This is a genomic window from Gardnerella sp. C0026F2 (genome assembly GCF_056590715.1).
The window spans coordinates 72126-93093 of record NZ_JBWPWR010000001.1; the positions used below are offsets into that span (position 1 = coordinate 72126).

The window sequence follows — 20968 nt, forward strand, 5'->3', positions numbered from 1 at the left end:
TTATGCACTGGTAGATTTGCGCATTGTAAAGTATGACACTAAACGCATTTTTCAGTATTGATATGTTATACTGGTGACCCGTATATTTAAAGGTTGATATACAAGCAATTTTCAATGAAGAAAGGTAGTCGATGACGTTTATCTCTCGTGCAATACGCTACATTCTGAGGAAACGAATAAAAACAGCAATAGTTTTCATTATTGTATTTCTTATTTCGACATTGTTATTTTCTACTTCTGCAGTTTCAAGTGCTGCAGGTAGAGAAGGAGAAAAAGTTGAAGCGCAAGCAGAGTCTAGTTTTGTGCTCGCAAATAACCCTCAAATAAACCCTGGAACTCCTAGAGGAGCTGGAACTGTAAAACCTAAAGATGTACAGGCAATTGCAAAGTTAAATGGAATTGCTTCCTACGTTGTTCGACAAAATGTAACAGCGGATTTAGTTAATGCTAAAGCGGCAAGAATTCCAGGCGTACAAGAGTATGACAATAAGCGTGAACAGCAGTTTGGCAATGCCGTTAATATTGAAGGGACGAATGACTCTACTGGTTTAAATACTTTTAAAACAAAAGCAATAACTATGTCTAAAGGCAAGCATCTTATTGCTAACAACGTTCATGCATCACTGATTCATGAAGATCTCGCTAAAGCTAACGGATTGCATGTAGGAGATACTCTTACACTTCGCGCTAACCCTTACGATGCCGACAATATTAACCAATCAACTGCAACCGTAAAAACTCGTATTGTCGGAATTTATTCGGGAGCAAATAAGCGTCAAGTTGCAACTAGAGCGGAATTGACTGCCAATATGGTTTATACTGATTTGCAAACTACGCGCGAATTGTATAAATATAAGCCAGGAAAAGAAATATATCAGGACGCAAGTTTTAGGGTAAAGCGCGGCGAGGATGCGGATAATATTATGGCGCAAGCTGCCAAATTGCCTATTGATTTGCAAAACTATCAACTAACTCGTGACGATCAGTTCGTTTCTGGTTTGCTGAAAGCAGCAAAGGGAGTGCGCTCAATAATGACTGTTACAACAATTGCTGTTGTATCATTTGCTATTATTGCGCTTGGATTGGTGCTTTTGCTGTGGATGAATGAGCGACGTAATGAAATTGGTGTGTTTGTTGCGATTGGCACTGGCAAATTATCTATAGTTAGTCAATATCTTGCTGAGATTGTGCTTATTTCAATACCTTCGTTGATTGTGGGTTACCTTTCTGCAAAAGTTATAGCTCCGTTGATGGCTAATGCTGCCCTTGGCTCTGTGCAATCATCAGCTGCCCGTGAATTGAGTAATATGGGTCAAGCTGGTGGAAATCTTGAATCAACTTTGGCAACAAAAACTTTGGAAACACTTAGCGTACAAGTAGACGCTCAGTGTTTTGTTGGAGTTTCTGCAATAGTATGCGCTGTAGTTGTTGCTGTAGTAGTGTTGTCTTATTTGCCAATTATATGCAAACCTCCTCGTGAGCTCCTCGGATTGCAAAAGTAAAACTATGCTGTTTGGCGGCATAGTTTTCATAATTCGTCGTATGAAAGTTATTTGAAAAGTTAGTGAGTAACATTATGAATGGTGAAGTAATTTCTTTATGTGCTCGAGCGAAACTTGCAATATTGCGCAAACCTCGACGCAACGCAATAATTGTGCTGATTATGACTCTTGTTTTAAGCGCGCTAGTTTCACAAGCTGGTATTAGTGCTTCTGTTGATGATGCTAGAAATCGTATTCAATCAAGTATTGGTTTAGGTTTTACTGTGCGAGCAAAAACTCGAGGTGAAACTCTTCCAGAGCAAAGTAATACAAATTCTAATTCTGTTGCTACGTCTAATTCTCCAATTCCGCAAGATTTAGACGCGAATGAAGGAATTGACTCTAGTCAAATTCGTAAATTTGCTGCGATTTCGGGCGTAAAAACTGTAGTGGAAGAGCGCGATGTTTTAGCTGTACCTGTTGGAAAGCAACTTGTGCTTCCTGCGCAGGGTCCAAGACTAGACGATGATGTTTTGGCTCATGCTGCTGGAATTACTGGCACAACAGATTCTCGATTGTCTCAGGGTTTTCAAGAAGGATTGTACCGTTTAGAGCAGGGTGAGCATATTACTAATCGTTCTTCTGGTAGAGCAATAGTGCATCGTGATTTTGCTAAAAAGAATAATCTTAAGATTGGTTCTACTATAACTCTTAAGCAGGGGTTTAATGTAAATGTTCGAGTTGTTGGCATTTTTGCCGGCAAGTTACAAACTAAAGGAGCGCTTCCTTCGGATGCCTCAGAAAATCGCATATTTACTGACTTAAGTTCGGCGTTGTCTTTGGCTGGCTCTTCTAAGCGAGGTGTTTTGCGCTGTGCTGTTGAGCGTTCTGATTTATTAGCTAGTGCAATACGTGATGCTAAAAGTATTGCCGGCAAGTGGGCGGATGTAGAGCAGAACGCTTCGCAACTGTCTGATGTAATAAGCTCGGTTAATTCTGTGCAACAACTTGTGCGAATGATTTTTGTTGCGCTAAGTTTTGTTGGAATTTTAGTGCTTGGACTTGTATTAGTGTTCTGGGTTAGGGCGCGTATGCATGAGATTGGCGTACTTGTGTCTATTGGATTATCTAGAGCAATAATAGCTAGTCAATTGCTTGTTGAAATAGTGATACTTAACATTGTGTCATTTGTTATTTCGCTGGGATTGGGTGCTGCTTTTTCTGGCGTTATTGGTTCTGCGATTTTGCATAGTGCTGATTCGTCATTTATTGCGGATGGTATGCCAGTATTGCCGTTGACACAAACGTTTACTTCTTTTGTTATGGGTTTGCTTATTTCAATAGTTGCGTTGATTGTTGCAGTGCTGCCAATCTTAATAAAGAAGCCTCGGCAAATACTAAGCGCTATGAGTTAGCAGAAGCACAATTAGCTAGCAAAATGTAGTTGCGTATGCGAATTTTCTACTAAAAGCGCAATTACAAACAGCGCAATCGTATAAATGAAACAAATCGTATAAATCATATTTAAATTATGTAAAAATAAGGAGCTTATTATGTCTGCTTTATTGCAATTAAAAAATGTGAAGTACACTTACGGACCTGCAAATATTGCGGTACTAAATGACGTGAATGCAGAGTTCGAAACTGGCAAAATGTACAGTATTATGGGAGCTTCTGGAGCTGGAAAGTCCACTATGCTCTCGCTTTTAGCTGGATTAGATACTCCGTATAGTGGCGAAGTGCTTTTTAACGGTGAAAATATTGCAAAAACAGGATATGTTGAGCATCGCAAAAAACATATCTCGCTTGTTTTTCAGAATTTTAATCTTATTGACTATTTGACGCCGTTAGAAAATTTGCGATTAGTAAATTCGCGCGCGGATGCTCAAGTGTTAGTAGATCTTGGGTTAACTGAAGAAGAAGCAAATCGTAACGTTACTAAACTTTCTGGTGGTCAACAGCAGCGTGTTGCAATTGGGCGAGCCTTGGTATCTTCTGCGCCGGTAATTTTGGCTGATGAGCCTACTGGAAGTCTTGACCCTGCAACAACTAAAGAAGTTATTGCAATATTAAAAAATGCTGCTAGCAAACACGGCAAATGTGTGATTGTTGTCACTCATGATTCGAAGGTCGCCTCTCAAGCTGATGTAAAATACGTGCTAAAAAATAAACAGCTAACTCATCAATCTGCTTGAACGCAAAAAGCCGACCCCGCGAAATCGTAGGGCCGGCTTATTTGTAGAATAACTTAACTACAAATCAGATGTGGAAGTAAAGCTCGTACTCGAGTGGCGTTGGAGCCAAGCGAGCCATATCCATTTCCTCATGCTTCAAATTCAGCCAAGTTTCAATCAGATCGCTAGTAAACACGTCGCCTTGCATAAGGAAGTCGTGATCCTCTTCCAAAGCTTGCAAAGCTTCACCAAGCGAAGAAGGAACCTGCTTAATGCCGTCATGCTCCTCTGGAGGAAGCTCGTACAAATCTTTATCAACAGGAGCAGGAGGCTCAATATGGTTAATAACACCATCCAAGCCTGCCATAAGCTGAGCTGAGAATGCTAAGAATGGGTTGCAAGAAGGATCCGGTGCGCGGAACTCAATGCGCTTAGCTGCAGGAGCGTCTCCAGCGAGAGGAATACGAATAGCTGCAGAACGGTTACGAGCAGAGTAAACCAAGTTGACTGGAGCTTCGTAGCCTGGAACCAAGCGGTGGTAAGAGTTAAGCGAAGGATTCGTAAATGCAAGAACAGAAGAAGCGTGCTTAATCAAACCGCCAATATACCAACGTGCAATATCAGAAAGCTGAGCGTAGCCAGTTTCTGCATAGAACAATGGCTTGCCATCTTTCCAAAGTGACTGATGGCAGTGCATACCGGTGCCGTTATCTCCAGCAATTGGCTTTGGCATAAACGTTGCAGCCTTGCCAGCTAAAGCAGCAGTCTCGTGAACCACATACTTGTACTTCATCAAATCGTCGCCAGCGTGAACAAGCGTGTTATAACGGTAGTTGATTTCCTGCTGACCTGCACCGCCGACTTCGTGGTGAGAACGCTCAAGAATCAAGCCGACCTTTTGCAAATTTGAAACCATGTCATCGCGCAAATCCTGATTGTGATCTACTGGTGGCACAGGGAAGTAGCCGTGCTTTACGCGGTTCTTGAAACCAATATTGTTGCTGCCGTCATCTTCAGTGTCGATTCCAGAATTCCAAGGAGCTTCGTTAGAATCAACCTCATAGAAGGAGCGTTGCATGTCATTAGCAAAACGCACCTTATCAAAAATGAAGAACTCGGCTTCAGGAGCAAAGCTTGCAGTGTCAGCAATGCCAGTGGACTTCAAATAAGACTCTGCTTTAATAGCGACCTGACGAGGATCCCTAGAATATGGTTCATCTGTTACAGGATCAACAATAGAGAAAGCAACGTTTAAAGTCTTATGCTTACGGAATGGATCAACATAAGCAGTGTCAACATCTGGAATAAGCTTCATATCTGATTCATTAATAGCCTGGAAGCCTTGCATAGAAGAACCATCGAACGCCATTCCATCAGTGAAAGCGCTGTGTAAGAACTCGTCAGCTGGAACAGTAAAGTGCTGCTGAACGCCAATCAAATCAGTAAATCGTACGGATACGTATTCAATGCCTTCCTTTTCAATGAGGGCTGCGGCATCTTCTTTAGTTTGCAAAGTGGTCATGGCCACCATTCCTTTCTTAAAAACCTATTAATGAGTTTATGACTATGAATGCCATTTTGGATTTCAGCGACTCGAATATCTCGTTAAGTTTGTGTTACATAATGTTACGAGTAATAGAGTAGATGCGAATAAATTAATACTACATGCCGCTAATTCGCATTCATCAGTTCGCGCAGTTACAATAGTGTCTATGGATTATCAAGAGCAAGAAATGCATGAATATGAAATGCATGAGGATATTAATGGAAGTGAAAATAAGCTAGATTTAGCTTCACTTTTCCCTGCCAAAGGCGACGATAGAAGACCGCCAGATTGGCTGGGGCGTGCACTTATTTACGTTGCAATTGTTACTTTTGTGTCTATCTTCTTATGGTTCGCTTGGAATAGTATTTCATTCATTGTTTTTGATGTTGTGATTTCTGTTTTTATTGCGCTCGCAATGGAACCGCTTGTCGTTCGACTAGTTAAGCACGGCTGGAGGCGAGGAGTTGCTTCTGGTTTTACGCTAACTGGTTTGCTTGTTGTAATTAGTTTGCTACTTGCTTTGTTCGGTAATTTATTTGCTCAACAGGTTGTTTCAATGGTTATGGGCTTGCCTGATTTATACAACCAATTTGCGAATTTTGTGTTTCACTATACCAGTTTTAAAATGCCTAATATTGAGCAGCTTGGCATGGAAATTTTGAAGCATGTGCAAACATCTTGGGTTGTTGATTTTGCTGGTCAAGCACTTAACACAACATGGGGATTGATGACTGTTCTGCTTGATTTGCTCACCATTATTATGGTTACGTATTACATTTCTGCAGCAGGTCCAGCTATGCGTCGTAGCATGTGCCGTTGGATGAATCCGCAAGCTCAGCGTCGTTTCCTATTTATTTGGTCAGTTGTTCAAGAGCAGATTTCGAGCTTCCTGTTTTCGCGAATTATTTTGGCAGCTATTAACGCAGTAGGTACCGCAATTTTCCTTATTGTGATGAATATACCGTATTGGCTTCCGCTATCCTTATTCTGCGGAATTGTTTCGCAGTTTGTGCCTACAATTGGTGGTTATTTGGGTGGAGCTTTGCCTATTTTGGTTGCGTGGGGTTCCAATGGTTTTGGTGCAGCTGTTGCAACATTAATTTTTATTACGATTTATCAACAAATTGAAAACATGGTTATTTCGCCGAAGATTTCCGAAAAGACTATGGATTTGAATCCTGCAGTAGCTTTTATTTCAGTTCTTGTAATGGGCGCTGTATTTGGTGCTCTTGGAGCATTTTTGGCTTTGCCTGTAACTGCAAGTTTGCAAGCGATTTTCAGAGTATGCACGAAGCAATATAGTTTAGTTTCTTCTCCGCTTATGAACGATCCTCATCCTGATCATACTTCTATTATTGTTCGTTGCGTTGAAGCGATTGGTCGTAAGTTCATGAATCCAATGAGCGAAAGTGTTCATCGCGTAATGAAAGGCACAAGCTCTCGCGTTTCTTTGAACGAAGATATTTTATATTGGTATAAGCAAGCTTATGTGTCAGACTCTGACGATGCGAATAGCAGCAAAGTTTCCTCTAATGATTCTGATCAAACGGACGTATTGGAAACAATGCCGATTTCGCGCGAAATATTAGATGCTGTAAATAAAGATATTGCGAATCGTAAAGTAAATTCTGAAAATAAGGATTCTCCTAAAGCAAAATTGCAAGTAGGTGAGTCTAAAATAGTAAGCAATACAAAAAATACAAAAAATAGTAAAAGTAACGTAAAAAGTAATCCACGGAGCGGATGGAAGCGATGATTCTTCTATCAATATTTGATGTACTAGTAATACTTATTGGCATAAGCGGTGTTGTGTATCAAGGTGTTTGTGCCGTTGCATCTTTATTCGCTAAACCTGTTGTTTTTCCTGAAGCGCCAATGGATAAGCATTATGCTGTGCTTATTTCTGCGCGTAATGAGGAAGCTGTTATAGGTAATCTTATTCATTGCATTCAAACTCAAACGTATAGGCAAGATTTTATTGATATTTGGCTTGTTGCAGACAATTGCACTGATTCTACTGCACAAGTTGGTCGCAATTGTGGATGCAACGTAGTCGAACGTTTTGATAAAGAGCATATTGGTAAAGGTTATGCGCTCAGCTATCTTCTCGACCATATTATGAAAATTGGTGCAGATAAAGTTTATGACGCATACTTCGTTTTCGATGCAGACAATAAACTTGATCCGCATTATTTTGAGGAAATGAATAAAGGTTTCCACGCAGGATATCAAATTTTAACTAGCTACCGCAATTCCGTGAATCTTTCAGATAATTGGGTTTCTTCCGGCTCTGCACTTTGGTTTATTCGAGAATCGCGATTTACTAACAACTCTCGAATGCTATTCGGTTCAAGTTGCCATGCTGGTGGAACTGGATTCATGTTCTCGCGTGAGATTATGCACAGAAATAGCGGATGGAAATTCCATCTTCTTACTGAGGATCTTGAATTTACTATGGACGCTATTCTTCACGGAGACAAAGTTGGATATTGCGGTTCTGCAGTATTATATGACGAACAGCCTGTGTCGTTTAGGCAGAGTTGGAGGCAGCGTCTTCGCTGGAGCAAGGGATTCTTGCAAGTATTTCGTTACTATGGAGCAGCTCTTATTCGACATGGTATTCGCGAAAGAGATTTTTCGTCGGTTGATTTTACGCTTATGCTTTTCCCGTTTATGGTTTTGGCTGTTGCAAGAATAATACTTGGGTTTATTTTTGCTGCATTTGGATTTGTAACATGGATGAGTCAAATCTATTCAATGATTAACTTCATTACAACTACTGTTACAAGCGTTTTAGGCATGATGATATTTGTGTCGCTCACTATTTTGGTCGAACACGATAAGCTTGGCGCAACGAATAAGGAGCTGTTTGCGTACGCTCTTAGCTTCCCGATTTTTATGCTTTCGTACGTGCCTATTGCGTTCCAAGCTATTTTCTCAAAGAGCGAGTGGAAGCCGATTCAGCATACCGGTCGCTGAGTGCTTGTGTTTAGTGTGGTGTGTGCGGCGGCTGATGGCGTTGTGATTGCGCAAAGATTGCGAGTATGAGATAATAGAAATCTTGATATAAACGTGCGATTGCGCAATTAATGTGGTGTACTGCGTGCGTTTATCTGTATACTGCGAGGTTTTTATGGTAGATTCTGTCCCGTCTGAATATCCGTCCGGAAATACTTTTGCTAGCAGCGTTCCAGTTTTTGGCGTAAACACTTACGACGCTACTAACGAAGATGTTCCAGCGGTTTCTATTCGCGGATTTGTTAAGACTTTTGGCAAGAAAGTTGCTGTAGATAATCTTTCTTTAGACATTCCAGCAGGCTCTTTCTATGGATTGGTAGGCCCTAACGGTGCTGGCAAAACCACTACGATTAAGATGCTTACAGGCTTGCTTATGCCAGATGCTGGCTCGGCTTCGATTTTTGGCAACGATGTTTGGAGCGACGTAAATAGCGCTAAGCGCGCGATCGGTTTAATGCCTCAAGCAGACGAGATTTTTAAGACGATTACCGGCCTTCAGCTTTTAACTTACGCTGGCATGCTTCGCGAGATGAGCCGCGCTGAGGCTGTTCGTCGCGCGACCGACTTGCTTTCTGCATTCGACTTAACAGAAGCTGCAAATACTATGGTTTCTGACTATTCAACTGGTATGACTAAGAAGATTTGCCTTGCAACAGCTATGATTCATAGCCCGCGCGTGCTTGTGTTGGACGAGCCTTTTGAGGCAGTGGACCCTGTTTCTAGCGCGAATTTGAAGGATATTCTCGCAGAGTACGTTTCTACTGGCGGCACGGTAATTATTTCTTCGCACGTTATGGAATTAGTCGAAAAAATGTGCTCGCACGTGGCGATTATTAACGAAGGTCATGTTGCGGCTGCTGGCTCTCTTGAAGAAGTTGCTCAAGGTAAGAATCTTGAAGATCGCTTTATGGAGCTTGTTGGCGGACGTCACGCGGCTGCACGCATCGACTGGCTTAATGGCGGTAAATCTGATAATGCTCCTGCATCTTCCGCCAATCTCAACGCTTAAAAAGGAGAACCGTAATGTCTATGATTTTTACAATGGTTCGCCTTCGCTGGGCGCTTACTTTTTCTGTTATGCGAAAGTCAATTTGGCAAAAAATTGGTTTTGCTATAGTAATTGTTTTTGGACTTGCAATCATATGCGCTTTTGGTTTTGCAGGCTGGAAAACAGGCAATTATCTTAATCCGGGAATACTCGCAGACGCTAAAGAATGGCGGGAATTCCAAGTTGCTCCAATAATGGTTGCGTCGATTGTGTCAATTTTTACGTTGTTTGTAAACATATTTATGTTTGGCAGCGACACAACACTAAAATCGCGTAGCTTTGCGCTTTACGGCATTCCTTACGTAAAACAGCAAGCAGGTATGCTTCTTGGCTCTCTTTTTGGAGCGCTTTCAATAAGCTTCACAATCGCACTTGCTTTGTGGTCTTTAGCGTACCGAAACTTTGGAATTGTGCCGGTTTTAGTAAGCGTAATTGCAGCTCCGCTTTATGTTGCAACAATCGTGTCTTTAAGTAAAATGCTTATTGAGCTTTTAGATACTATTTTAATAAACAAGCGTTCAAGAAACATTTTTTACGTTGTTATTTTTATAGTGTACATGATTTTTGTTTCTGGTATGGGTGCGAATAGCAAAGCCACAAATAGCTCAATTGAAATCAGCTCAAGTTTCTGTGCTGCGTCCGCTTTTACGCCATTAAGTGCAGCTATGGCCTTGCCGCTCGATGCAATTAATGGCAATTGGCTTTCGCTTGTTATTCGCTTCTTTATTTGCGTTGTAACGATTGCTGCTTGCTTTGCAATCTCTGTATTTTGCGCAAAATTAGAGCCGAAGCTTATTCGCGGTGAGCAAAAAACAGTTGTTAAAACTAAGGGAATCGGCTTGTTTGCACTTGTTCCAGACAACACAGTCGGTGCGATTATTGCGCGAATTGTTAGCGTTATGAGAAGAGATATGCGTCAGCTATTTTTGCTTCTTATGCCGCTTTTTATGCTGCTAATCGCAGGAGGAAATAGTTTTAATGCTAAAGGATTTGAGTCTCTAACAGATAACTTAGGTATTTCTGGCTGGATGATGTATGCTGCGATGCTTATGGGCATGGTTGTTGGAAACAATATTGCATACGATGGCACAGCTTTTACTATGCACGCGATTATTGGAGTAAAAGGCGTGCACGATCGCTTAGCGAACGCAATAGTTTGGTCAGTGATTTGCGCTGTTTATTTCGCGATTATTGGAGTAGGGGTTTACGTTTTCCTTTTCTTCGTAGTAAATGTTCAGCAAAATGTGAATGCAGTTATATTCCAAACTCTTTGTCCAATTGGAATAGCTTTTGCTTCCATAGGCATTGGCTTAATTTCTTCGTGCATTGCAATGTACCCTGTAGCGTCAATCGAAAAGCCATTTTCTAGGCCGCAAGGTTCTGCAGGCGCTAGATCCTTTGCTCCAATAGGTTTTACGCTTCTTGCTGCAGTATGCATGATTCCGTCTATTGCTGCAGCTATGGCGTTTTTGGCTATTAACCCGAATCTTTTGTGGATTGCAAGCATTCTGTTCATAGTAAACGGCTTGGTTGTGCTGGTTGTTGGCGTAATTCTTGGCGGCAAAGTGATGGACAAGCGCATGATTCGCATTGTAGAAAACTTGCGCAGATTCGCGTCTATTACTGCGTAACTTACGCACGCTTTGTTGCAAGCGCAATGTATAGTTAAGCGCGGTATTTGCAATCGATTTAAAGGTGTGCTCGCATGGAAAGTAGTAAAGGCTCAAACGATGCCTTAAATACTCCTAATGCGAGCACGCCGACGCAAAGCGGCGAACCCAACAAAAGTATCGAGCCTAAAGCAAGTATTGAACCTAAACCAAGTAGTGAATCTGAACCAATCAGTGAGATTGAGATTAAACCAAGTAGCACACAGAAGAAAAGTAAATACGCTGCTATGGTTTTAAGAAGCCAATATCCTTCTCGTTGGCGATTACTTATTGCATTTATAGCAGTTATAGTTAGTGCAGCAATTATTTTTACTTATTTTTTGCTTGACGTATATGATATTCTTCCCGGTCCTTTGACGTTGCGAAGCCAACATTATGCTGTAACTGTTTCTTCTCCTAAATCACTTTTGCGAGTTAAATCCCTAGCTAAAGGCGTGACTTATGGTAAAGAAATAAATCATTCGCAAGCTCAAAAACTTATTGACGAGTTGGTTTCCGATGCTTCTATGAGTAGCAGCACTTCGGCAGTAATTATGGATGCTAATGGGCGAGTAGTTGCTTCACATGAGCCAAATGCTTTAAGAGAGCCAGCGTCAACGCTTAAAACTTTAACTGCTAGCGTGGCTTCTCGCACTCTCGACATGGGTTCAACTCTTGATACTCAAGTATTTTTGTTGCCGAAAACAGGCGGTGAGCCAGAGCGAGCTTCTAGTACGAATGCTAGAAAGCTTGTGCTTCGCGGCAATGGTGACATGCTTCTTGGAGTTGGAGAAAACGATTGGAACCATGTTAATGGCAGAGCAGGCTTAACAACATTAGCGAGAAGAACAGCCAACGCGCTGAAACTTGAAAATATTCACACAGTTTCATTAGCTGTTGATGACTCATTGTTTGGCGCAAAACGTGCTCCTGATTTGATTTATGAAACAGATGTTGAACGACGCTTTTATGCTCAAACGTCATCTTTGGCTATAGATGATGCTCGTCAGCGTGACCTTTCAGTGCAAGGTGTTGACGCTGACGCTATGACAGATTTTCCGCTTTCTGATCCTCATCCTGCTTTAAGTGTTGGTCGTGTTTTTGCTAAATTATTAAGCAAACAAGGAATAGTTATAAGTAATTATTCTAATAAAACCACTTCTGACGAAAAAAATTCCGGTTCAGACTCATCTGCAGATGATTCTTCTGAAAATAACAAAGATTCTGAAAATGAAAATAAATCTGCACAATCTGAAAATCTTGTAATACCGGTGAGCGAAACTAAATCGTTAATATCATCTAATTCGCGTTTAATTGCACAAGTTTCTTCTGCACCTTTAAACGAAATAATGGCATATACGCTTCGTATTTCAGACAACACATTGGCGGAAGAGTTTGGTCGTTTGACTGCGCTTGCAACTCACAAATTCAACTCTCCGGAAGGTGCAGTTCAGGCAGTAAAAGAGGGATTGCGCAAGCTCAATATCGATATACGCGGTTTGCACATGTCTGATTGCTCAGGCTTGTCTCCAAAATCAAGGTTGCGCGCAACAACGCTAGCTCAAGTACAGGTGCTTAATATTAAAGCCGATTCTGGAGGTGCTGCAGCTGCTGAAGGATTGTCTCTTCCTGGTTTAGTTGGAACAGCAAGAAAGCGTTTGGCGGATGAATCTTCTGCAGGTATGCTTCGCGTAAAGACTGGTTCTTTAAGTGAAGTTACTTCTATGGTTGGTAATGTATCTAGGAAAAGTGGTGGAGTACTAACTTTCGCTGTTGTTGCGAACCAGCCAGCTGATATTTGGGGAGCGTTCGTAGCGATTAATAAGTTTATGGCAGAATTGCCAAAACTATGATTTATGAGTTGCAATTTAGCGTTATTAGCGCGCTACACTAGAAGCTATGGTGTATTCTTCTCGCATACGCGCAGGAATTGGCGCAATCAAGCATTGTTTTGACGAACTTTCGTTGTGTGCACAAGACGCGCGTTTTTCCGAACATGGCAACCACGCGACAGATGTTGATGCTCCTTTGGTTCTTATTGCGTGCTCTGGAGGTAGAGATTCTCTTGCACTTACAGCATTGAGCGTGATTGTGTGCGCAAGTAGGGGTATTCGTTGCGGTGTCGTAATAGTAGATCACCATTTGCAGCCACACTCAACTGAAATTGCCAATACTGCTGCTAAGCATTGTTTGCAATCTGGAATAGATGAAAAGTACGTGTATATTCAATCTGTGAACGTTGAAGATTCGGGAGAAGGCGAAGAGTCTGCTGCTAGAAATGCTAGGTATCAAGCAATTATTGATGTTGCTAAAAAGCAGCAAGCTGCAGCCGTGCTTCTAGCTCATACTGCAAATGATCAAGCAGAAACTGTAATGATGGGGCTAAAAGATTCTGCAGGTTTAGAAGCAGTTGCTGGCATGAAAGCAGTAACAGTGCGTCAAAACGTGCTTTTTGCAAGGCCTCTTATTAAGCTTAGTAGAGAAGATACTACTGGTATTTGCGAGGATTTAGGCATTTCATGGTGGGATGATCCTACAAATGGTGACGATATTTCGCAAAATGAGGAACTTTCAGAAAATTATCCATTGAGATCTCGAGTTAGACACACGTTAATGCCTTATATTTCGCGATTTTTTAATGCGAATATGGTTACTTTGCTTTCTCGTGGAGCTGAAATAGCTAGAGACGATCTTGACTACATTAATTCTCAAGTTGACGAAGCTAGTTCACAAGTTATGGAATTTGATAAAAATGCGAAAACTGTTAGGTTAAAAGCTGATAAATTAGCGCAATATCATCCATCAATTCGTAGACGAATTATAGTGCGTGCGTTAAGTGAGCTTGGTCTGCGTTTCTCGTCAAGTCACATATCTGCAGTGGACGAGCTATGTACAAAATGGCATGGCCAGAAGCCTTTTTCGTTGCCAAATTATTACGAAGCGACTCGGCTTTCGCGCAATATCGTCATTCGCTTATGCAAAGATAGTGAACATGCAAATTGCAGATATACGAGATGACATCGACTATGAATTAATTAGCCACGAAGACCTTATGAAGCGTATTCGTGAAGTTGCTAAACAAGTAAGCGAAGATTACAAAAACCGTAATGTCTTGCTTGTTGCAGTTCTAAAAGGTGCTGTAAATACTCTTGCTGTATTTTCGCAAGAATTAAGCATTAACGCATCAATGGACTTTATGAGCTTGTCTAGTTACGGCAGTGGCACTCAAACTAGCGGACAAATTACTGTGCGCGAAGATTTAAGTACTGACGTGCGCGGTCGAGATGTGCTTATTGTAGAGGACATTGTTGATTCCGGTCGCACGCTAGCTTGGCTTGTAGATGAGCTAAAAGGTCGTGGTGCTGCAAGTGTAAAAGTTTTTGCATTGCTCAGTAAGCCTGCACGTCGCGAAGTAGACGTACAAATCGACTACTCGGGCTTTGAAATTCCTGATGCATTTGTCGTTGGTTTCGGAATGGACTACGACGAACGCTACCGCAATCTCAATAGTATTGCGGTATTAAAGCCATCAGTGTATGGTGCTTGATTTTATAGATTCTATTCAGAATTTTTATATAAATTGAGGAGTTTGAAAGGAGCCTTATTACATGGGCGCTTCTCCTATGACACCGCAAGGCCCAATGGGCGGTCCTGGGCGTGGAAATAACGGAAATAATCCGTTTTTAAATCCACGCAACCCTAGGAATCAGCGAAACAACGGTCAGCAGGGTAAGAATAATAAAAATAACGAGAACAACCACAACAATCGTCGTTCCTTCTGGCAATCGCCATGGACGTGGATTGTGCTTCTTGTGTTGCTTTCAGTTGTCGGATTCCAAATGTTTGTTCATAACGGATCGCAAACTATCGATACTCAGGATGGTATTGAGTTAGTGCGATCTCATAAAGCAAGTTATGTGGAAATCATTGACAACAAACAGTTAGTTAAGCTTACGCTTGATAGTCCGTTTAAGAAGTTCGATAAACGAAGTAAGCAAAATCGTGACTTTGGCAAGGATGTGCAATTCTACTACGCGTATGCACAAGGTAGATCAATTGTACAAGAAGTCGAAAAAGCTAAGCCTTCTAACGGCTGGACTGCTAGCTTACAGTCATCTAGCATTATTTCGTATTTGATTACTTCGCTTGTTCCAATATTGTTCTTCCTTGGCATGATTTGGTTCATGTTTAGCAGAATAGGCGGTGCCGGCGGAAGTATGCTTGGCATGGGCGGCGGACGTGGCCGTGGCAAGCTACTCGAAGGTCAGACTCCTAAAACTAAGTTTGCTGACGTTGCTGGTGAACAAGCTGCTGTTGAAGAAGTTGAAGAGATTAAAGACTTTTTGAAGGATCCTTCGCGCTACAAGGCTTTGGGCGCTCGCATTCCGCGCGGTGTGCTGCTTTATGGTCCTCCAGGAACTGGTAAGACTTTGTTGGCTCGTGCTATTGCAGGCGAAGCTGGTGTGCCGTTCTATGCAATGGCTGGCTCTGACTTCGTGGAAATGTTCGTAGGCTTGGGCGCGTCTCGTGTTCGTGAACTTTTTGACGAAGCTAAGAAGAATGCTCCTGCAATCATCTTTATCGATGAGATTGATGCTGTTGGTCGTCGCCGTGGAAGTGGCATGACTGGTGGTCATGATGAGCGCGAGCAGACACTTAATCAGCTGCTTGTTGAGATGGATGGCTTCGACAACGACACTAATTTGATTATTATTGCCGCAACAAACCGTCCAGATGTGCTTGATTCCGCACTTCTTCGTCCTGGTCGTTTTGACCGTCAGGTGGCTGTTGAGGCTCCTGATTTGGAAGGTCGCGAGGCAATTTTGAAGGTTCACGCTAAGGGTAAGCCTTTTGTGCCGGATGTTGATCTTCATATGGTTGCTGTGCGTACTCCTGGTTTTACTGGTGCAGACTTAGCTAACGTGCTTAACGAAGCTGCGTTGCTTTGCGCTCGCTCTGGCGCTCAATATATCGATAATCGCGCTATTGATGAGGCAATTGATCGTGTTCAAGCAGGACCTCGACGTAAGTCTAAGGGCATGGCTTTGGATGAATTGCGTAACACTGCTTACCATGAGGGCGGTCATGCTCTTGTTGCTGCTGCGTTGCACCACACAGATCCTGTTACTAAAGTAACGATTTTGCCGCGAGGTCACGCACTTGGCTACACTGCTGTGATGCCAACAAGCGACCGTTACTCGCAGTCTCGCAACGAATTGCTGGATCAAATGGCATATGCTATGGGCGGACGCACAGCAGAGGAAGTTGTGTTCCACGATCCAACAACTGGTGCTTCTAACGACATTGAGAAAGCTACTGCCATTGCTCGTAAGATGGTTGTTGAATATGGTTTCTCGGCAAAGCTTGGAGCTGTTAAGTGGATGGATGCTGACGAAGATTCTTCCGGTTCACTCGATTCTTTGCAATCTCGTAAGTTCTCGAATCGTACTGCTGAAGTAATCGATGAAGAAGTTCATAAGCTTATCGAAACTGCTCATACTGAAGCGTGGGAGATTATTAACAATAATCGTGACGTATTGGATGAGCTGGTTCGTCAGTTGCTCGCTAAGGAAACTCTTAACGAGAAGGAGCTTAAGGAAATCTTCAGTAAGATCCGTAAGGCTCCTGAGCGTACTCTTTGGCTTTCGGACGATAGAAGACCAGATTCTGATCTTCCTCCTGTTGAAATTCCAGAAAGTTTGAAGCGCAACGTTGAAGGTAAGAATGAGCAGAGTGAAGCTTCTGAACTTTCTGAATCTTCCGATAACGCAACTTCAGAAAACCAGCAGTCTGATCAGATGCCTGTTGATACGTCTATTCAGACTCCTGCACCTGCTCCTCGAACTGTTATTGGAACTGTTAAACCACCAGTTAATCCGCCTACTAATCAAAATGACGGCACTCAATTTGGTGCTTAATAGTGTAAATACAGTGCTAAAAAGCAGATAAAATAAAATTATTAATAAACGCTGATAACAATATAATTTATTGCTGTCAGCGTTTATTTTTATTTTTCTAAGAATTTAATAATAAAAATTAGTGCTATATGCAAAAAATTAAGCATGTTGATTTATATCGAGTACAATATATCAAAATATTAGTTTTGCGTATTTATAGGCAAGAGTAATAAAAGATAAATAAACGAATAATTGAAATTTTAAATTGTTTTTATTAGAGAGTAGAAGATGAGATTATGAATACGACCATAAGTTTGAAGGGTATTCGCCCAAGCGGTGACTCAATAGTCATTGGAATATATTCTTCTATTTATATAGATGCTGTTTTAAAAGTTAATTTGAGTAATGCGTTAGACGGAGATGAGACTAACGCAATAGATATTCCTCAAATTGCTGAGCGTCTTGCTTTTATGCTTAAACGTTGCGAAAAAGATAGCGAGATTGAGGAGCATCCTGCTATAGCTTTAGAACTTATTGCTAAATCTGTTTTAAATTCTGCTATGCACACTTGGCAAATTAGTGAGGCTGATATTACTGTTCATGCTGCTTTAAGAAGCGAATATTACGGCATGAAAAGCACTGTTGACGATGTTTGTGTTACTTTGAATAGCGTTTCTAGAGAAGAGTTAAATTATTCGGAACGGCGTGTAGTTCCTGAGTCTCTTGCGCATGTTGCTGTTCGCAGTGGAAGCGTATCGGTTGACGATCTTGAGGAAGGCGAAATAGCAGATTACTATCGTTCTCTTATTGAGGAAGATAGAAAAGAAAAGCAACGCAAAGAAGATGAAGACGCTGCTGCAGCTGCTAAAGCTGCTGTCGATATTGCAAATTCTTTCGCAGATGATTATGAAAATAATGGAGATTCACAGTGCTCTTGTGGCGATGAATCTAAAAGTGCCAATTATGGCAATGAGCTTGTTAAAAGAGAAACTAAGTCTCCTTTGTTCCGCATATGTCCAACTCCGTTACAAACAACCGCAGTGATTTCTATGAAGGGTGTCGCGAAACAAGACACGCGTTCTGCTATGCTGAGAATAGTTGCAATGCTCGAGCAGGATAGAGAATCTCGCGTTGACGGTGTATCGGCATTATATGTTGCCAATATGCTTGATGCTGATTATTACGCGGCTGTATTTATTCTGTCTTCGGGTGGTGACGAGTATGAGCTGCTTCGCTTGCTTCGCGCTGTTGCTACTTTGTATAAAGATAAAGTGACTGTGCGAGTGCTGGGTACGCGTTCATATGGTGCTTCTGCTGCTGACACAAGAACTGTTGATGCAGAAAAATTGCCACAACAACTAGCGGAAATGGTGACGGTTGACCCTAAGGCGCCTGAACTTATGCCGTGGATGCAGATAGAGTCGGATGCTGCTTTGGACGATAACTCAGTTTCGTACTCATTAGTGTTTGCTTTTGATGCTCAAACTGTTGGGGTATACTCAGAGCAATGGCTTATAGGGGATGGTTGTTAATGAAAGCGTATCGCACACCTTGGTGGTATTTGGTACTAGGGTTACTGTTTGGCTTTGTGCTAGGCGCATTTCTAGTGTCGTCAACAGAGTCTAGTGCTATGTCATTAGCAGGAGCTCCGTGGATTGTTGTTGCAATTATGGTGATTGCTGGTTTAATAACTTTTGTTATGGCATTGCAAACTCATCAAAGTGTTGCCAACAACAAAGATAAGAATAAGAAGCATGTAAGTTCTCAATTTGCTGTTGCTGCTCTTATGCTGTCGAAGGCATTGGGAATGGCAGGTGCTATTTTGTCTGGCTGGTATGTTGGGCAATTGTTAATGAGTTTGCCACACAGTGAGATAATTCTGTATAACTCTGTTGTGCGTGAATGCTCTATTGCTGGCTTGGTGTGCTTTATTGACATGGTTGTTGGAATTTTGGGCGAGTGGCTCTGCCAGATTCCGCCTGAAGATGATTCTGAGTCTGTCAATAAGTCAAATCGTACGCCAGCAACATGCTAGTATTTGCTAGGCTCGTATTTACTAGCTATTAGTTTGCGTAGTTTTATTTAAGTTGCATCTTGCTTGAATTAAGTAGGTAAAAGTATCAAACGCTTTTGACGCAAGTTGCAACAAACGCTGGAATTTCAACGTTTGTAAGGATGGTATATTACTTTGGCTGAATTTATCTATCAGATGATTAAGGCGCGTAAATCGTACGGAGATCGTGTAATTCTCGACGATGTTACTTTAAGCTTCCTTCCGGGCGCAAAAATTGGTGTTGTGGGTCCGAACGGCATGGGTAAGTCGACGCTGCTGAAAATTATGGCCGGTTTAGAAAATGTGACCAACGGTGAAGCTTCTTTGACCCCTGGTTATACGGTAGGTATTTTGCAGCAGGAACCACCTCTTGATGACACTAAGACGGTTGGAGAAAATATTAAGATGGCTTTTGGTGAAATTGCGCAAAAAGTGGCGCGTTTTAACCAAATCGGCGAAGAAATGGCTAATCCAGACGCTGATTTTGATGCGTTAATGGAAGAAATGGGTAAGCTTCAGACTGAAATTGACGCTGCAAACGGTTGGGATTTGGATTCGCAGCTTGAGCAGGCAATGGATGCTTTGCAATGCCCAGATCCGGATTCTCCTGTTTCTGTGTGCTCTGGTGGTGAAAGGCGTCGAGTTGCATTATGTAAGCTTCTTCTTGAAGCTCCAGATTTGCTGCTTTTGGACGAGCCTACAAACCATTTGGACGCGGAGTCTATTTTGTGGCTTGAACAGTTCTTGCACAAGTACGAGGGTGCTGTTATTGCTGTTACGCACGACCGCTACTTTATGGATAACGTAGCAGAGTGGATTTGCGAAGTTGACCGTGGTCAGCTTTATCCATATAAGGGAAATTACTCAACGTATTTGGAAACTAAAGCAAAGCGTATGGAAATCCAGGGTGCCAAGGATGCCAAGCTTGCTAAGCGTTTGAAGAATGAGCTTGATTGGGTGCGTAGCTCGCCGAAGGCGCGCCAAGCTAAGAACAAGGCTCGTTTGGAACGTTACGACCAAATGGAGCAAGAGGCACGTAATTCCAAGAAGCTTGATTTCTCTGAAATTCAAATTCCAGCAGGTCCACGTTTGGGCTCGCAAGTTTTGGAAGCAAAGCATATTCACAAGGCTTTTGGCGACCGTGTACTTATCGACGACTTGTCGTTTACGCTGCCTCGTAACGGTATTGTTGGCGTGATTGGTCCAAACGGTGTTGGTAAGTCTACGCTTTTCAAGACGATTGTTGGCTTGGAGCCTCTTTCTGGCGGCGAGCTTATTGTTGGCGATACTGTGAAGATTTCTTACGTGGATCAGAATCGTGCAGGATTGGATCCTAATAAGAACTTGTGGGAAGCTGTTTCGGGCGGACTTGATTTTATTGAGGTTGCAGGTGTTGAGATTCCTACTCGCGCATATGTTGCAAGCTTTGGATTTAAAGGCTCGGATCAGCAGAAACTTACGGGAGTGCTTTCCGGTGGTGAACGTAACCGTTTGAACTTGGCTTTGACTCTTAAGCAGGGTGGAAACTTACTTCTTCTCGATGAGCCTACTAACGATTTGGATGTTGAAACTTTGGAAAGCTTGGAAAACGCTTTACTTGATTTCCCAGGCTGCGCTGTTGTGGTTTCGCACGATCGTTGGTTCCTTGACCGAGTTGCAACGCATATTCTTGCTTGGGAAGGTGACGACGAGAATCCTGCAAAGTGGTACTGGTTCGAAGGTAACTTCCAAGCTTACGAAGAAAATAAGATTGCTCGCTTGGGTGAGGAAGCTGCTCGTCCGCATCGCTTGCATCGTAAGCTCACTCGCTAGATTTTGTGAATATAAGTCGCGCAAATTGTATATAAATTTTACAGTTTGCGCGACTTTTTTCTATTTTTGAGTGTTAAATTAGTTTCCTATTTAAAAGTGATAAGAATCACACATGCTGCGCTTGAGATGTATGAATATGCGAGTATCATACAACTTGTATTAGTGTCAGTTTGCAATTTTATGTGCGCTGAAACGTATTGAGAGAGTATGAAGCGTTCTAGATAGCAACTTGGCGTGAAACAAAGAAGCGAATGCTAATTTATTGGCTGCCGCATGATTGCATATTACAA

15 protein-coding genes are annotated in these 20968 nt (G+C 42.1%); 14 read left to right on the forward strand and 1 reads right to left on the reverse strand.

Translation table 11 applies throughout. The annotated features are described in order from the left end of the window. The first annotated feature begins 131 nt into the window (after positions 1 to 131). From AC1EK3_RS00200 to AC1EK3_RS00210, 3 genes are all read left to right on the forward strand, one after another. Positions 132 to 1502 (forward strand): ABC transporter permease, encoded by a 1371-nt coding sequence (locus tag AC1EK3_RS00200; RefSeq protein WP_480033326.1) that lies wholly within the window; start codon positions 132 to 134, stop codon positions 1500 to 1502. 74 nt (positions 1503 to 1576) lie between these two features. Next, positions 1577 to 2896 carry an ABC transporter permease gene (locus AC1EK3_RS00205; RefSeq protein ID WP_480033325.1) on the forward strand — a complete coding sequence of 440 codons (1320 nt, stop codon included), beginning with the start codon at positions 1577 to 1579 and terminating at the stop codon, positions 2894 to 2896. A gap of 138 nt (positions 2897 to 3034) precedes the next feature. Then, positions 3035 to 3676, forward strand: a complete 642-nt coding sequence (locus AC1EK3_RS00210) for an ABC transporter ATP-binding protein (RefSeq protein WP_119526165.1) — start codon at positions 3035 to 3037, stop codon at positions 3674 to 3676. A 64-nt stretch (positions 3677 to 3740) separates the two neighbouring features. Here the strand turns inward: AC1EK3_RS00210 and glnA are convergent, their stop codons facing one another. After that, entirely contained in the window at positions 3741 to 5177 is a 1437-nt protein-coding gene (gene glnA, locus AC1EK3_RS00215; RefSeq protein ID WP_415683726.1) for a type I glutamate--ammonia ligase, read from the reverse strand. Between the two features lie 211 nt (positions 5178 to 5388). Between glnA and AC1EK3_RS00220 the strand changes: the two genes are divergently transcribed. The 11 genes from AC1EK3_RS00220 to ettA all read left to right on the forward strand — a co-directional run bounded on the left by AC1EK3_RS00220 (position 5389) and on the right by ettA (position 20678). After that, positions 5389 to 6957 carry an AI-2E family transporter gene (locus AC1EK3_RS00220; protein ID WP_480033324.1) on the forward strand — a complete coding sequence of 523 codons (1569 nt, stop codon included), beginning with the start codon at positions 5389 to 5391 and terminating at the stop codon, positions 6955 to 6957. Continuing rightward, positions 6954 to 8180 carry a glycosyltransferase family 2 protein gene (locus tag AC1EK3_RS00225; RefSeq protein WP_391496485.1) on the forward strand — a complete coding sequence of 409 codons (1227 nt, stop codon included), beginning with the start codon at positions 6954 to 6956 and terminating at the stop codon, positions 8178 to 8180. The genes AC1EK3_RS00220 and AC1EK3_RS00225 overlap by 4 nt, the downstream gene beginning before the upstream one ends. Before the next feature lie 154 nt (positions 8181 to 8334). Next, positions 8335 to 9228, forward strand: coding sequence for an ABC transporter ATP-binding protein (locus AC1EK3_RS00230; protein ID WP_480033323.1), 894 nt, complete (start codon positions 8335 to 8337; stop codon positions 9226 to 9228). Between the two features lie 14 nt (positions 9229 to 9242). Then, a complete protein-coding gene (locus AC1EK3_RS00235) occupies positions 9243 to 10898 on the forward strand; it encodes a hypothetical protein (protein WP_415687827.1) in 1656 nt (551 codons plus the stop codon). Positions 10899 to 10972: 74 nt separating this feature from the next. After that, entirely contained in the window at positions 10973 to 12769 is a 1797-nt protein-coding gene (locus tag AC1EK3_RS00240) for a D-alanyl-D-alanine carboxypeptidase (RefSeq protein ID WP_415687826.1), read from the forward strand. 46 nt (positions 12770 to 12815) lie between these two features. Continuing rightward, positions 12816 to 13934 carry a tRNA lysidine(34) synthetase TilS gene (tilS, locus tag AC1EK3_RS00245; RefSeq protein ID WP_415687825.1) on the forward strand — a complete coding sequence of 373 codons (1119 nt, stop codon included), beginning with the start codon at positions 12816 to 12818 and terminating at the stop codon, positions 13932 to 13934. After that, complete coding sequence (gene hpt, locus AC1EK3_RS00250; RefSeq protein WP_101886119.1) at positions 13909 to 14463, forward strand: hypoxanthine phosphoribosyltransferase; 555 nt, start codon at positions 13909 to 13911, stop codon at positions 14461 to 14463. The genes tilS and hpt overlap by 26 nt, the downstream gene beginning before the upstream one ends. 61 nt (positions 14464 to 14524) lie before the next feature. Further along, on the forward strand, positions 14525 to 16834 hold the full coding sequence (ftsH, locus tag AC1EK3_RS00255) for an ATP-dependent zinc metalloprotease FtsH (RefSeq protein WP_480033322.1): 2310 nt from the start codon (positions 14525 to 14527) through the stop codon (positions 16832 to 16834). Positions 16835 to 17109: 275 nt separating this feature from the next. Further along, entirely contained in the window at positions 17110 to 18345 is a 1236-nt protein-coding gene (locus AC1EK3_RS00260) for a dihydroneopterin aldolase (protein WP_480033321.1), read from the forward strand. Then, positions 18345 to 18848 (forward strand): DUF3180 domain-containing protein, encoded by a 504-nt coding sequence (locus tag AC1EK3_RS00265; protein ID WP_391496484.1) that lies wholly within the window; start codon positions 18345 to 18347, stop codon positions 18846 to 18848. The genes AC1EK3_RS00260 and AC1EK3_RS00265 overlap by 1 nt, the downstream gene beginning before the upstream one ends. 153 nt (positions 18849 to 19001) lie before the next feature. Beyond that, positions 19002 to 20678: an energy-dependent translational throttle protein EttA gene (gene ettA, locus AC1EK3_RS00270; protein WP_004118724.1), complete on the forward strand. Its 1677-nt coding sequence runs from the start codon at positions 19002 to 19004 to the stop codon at positions 20676 to 20678. Positions 20679 to 20968 lie beyond the last annotated feature (290 nt).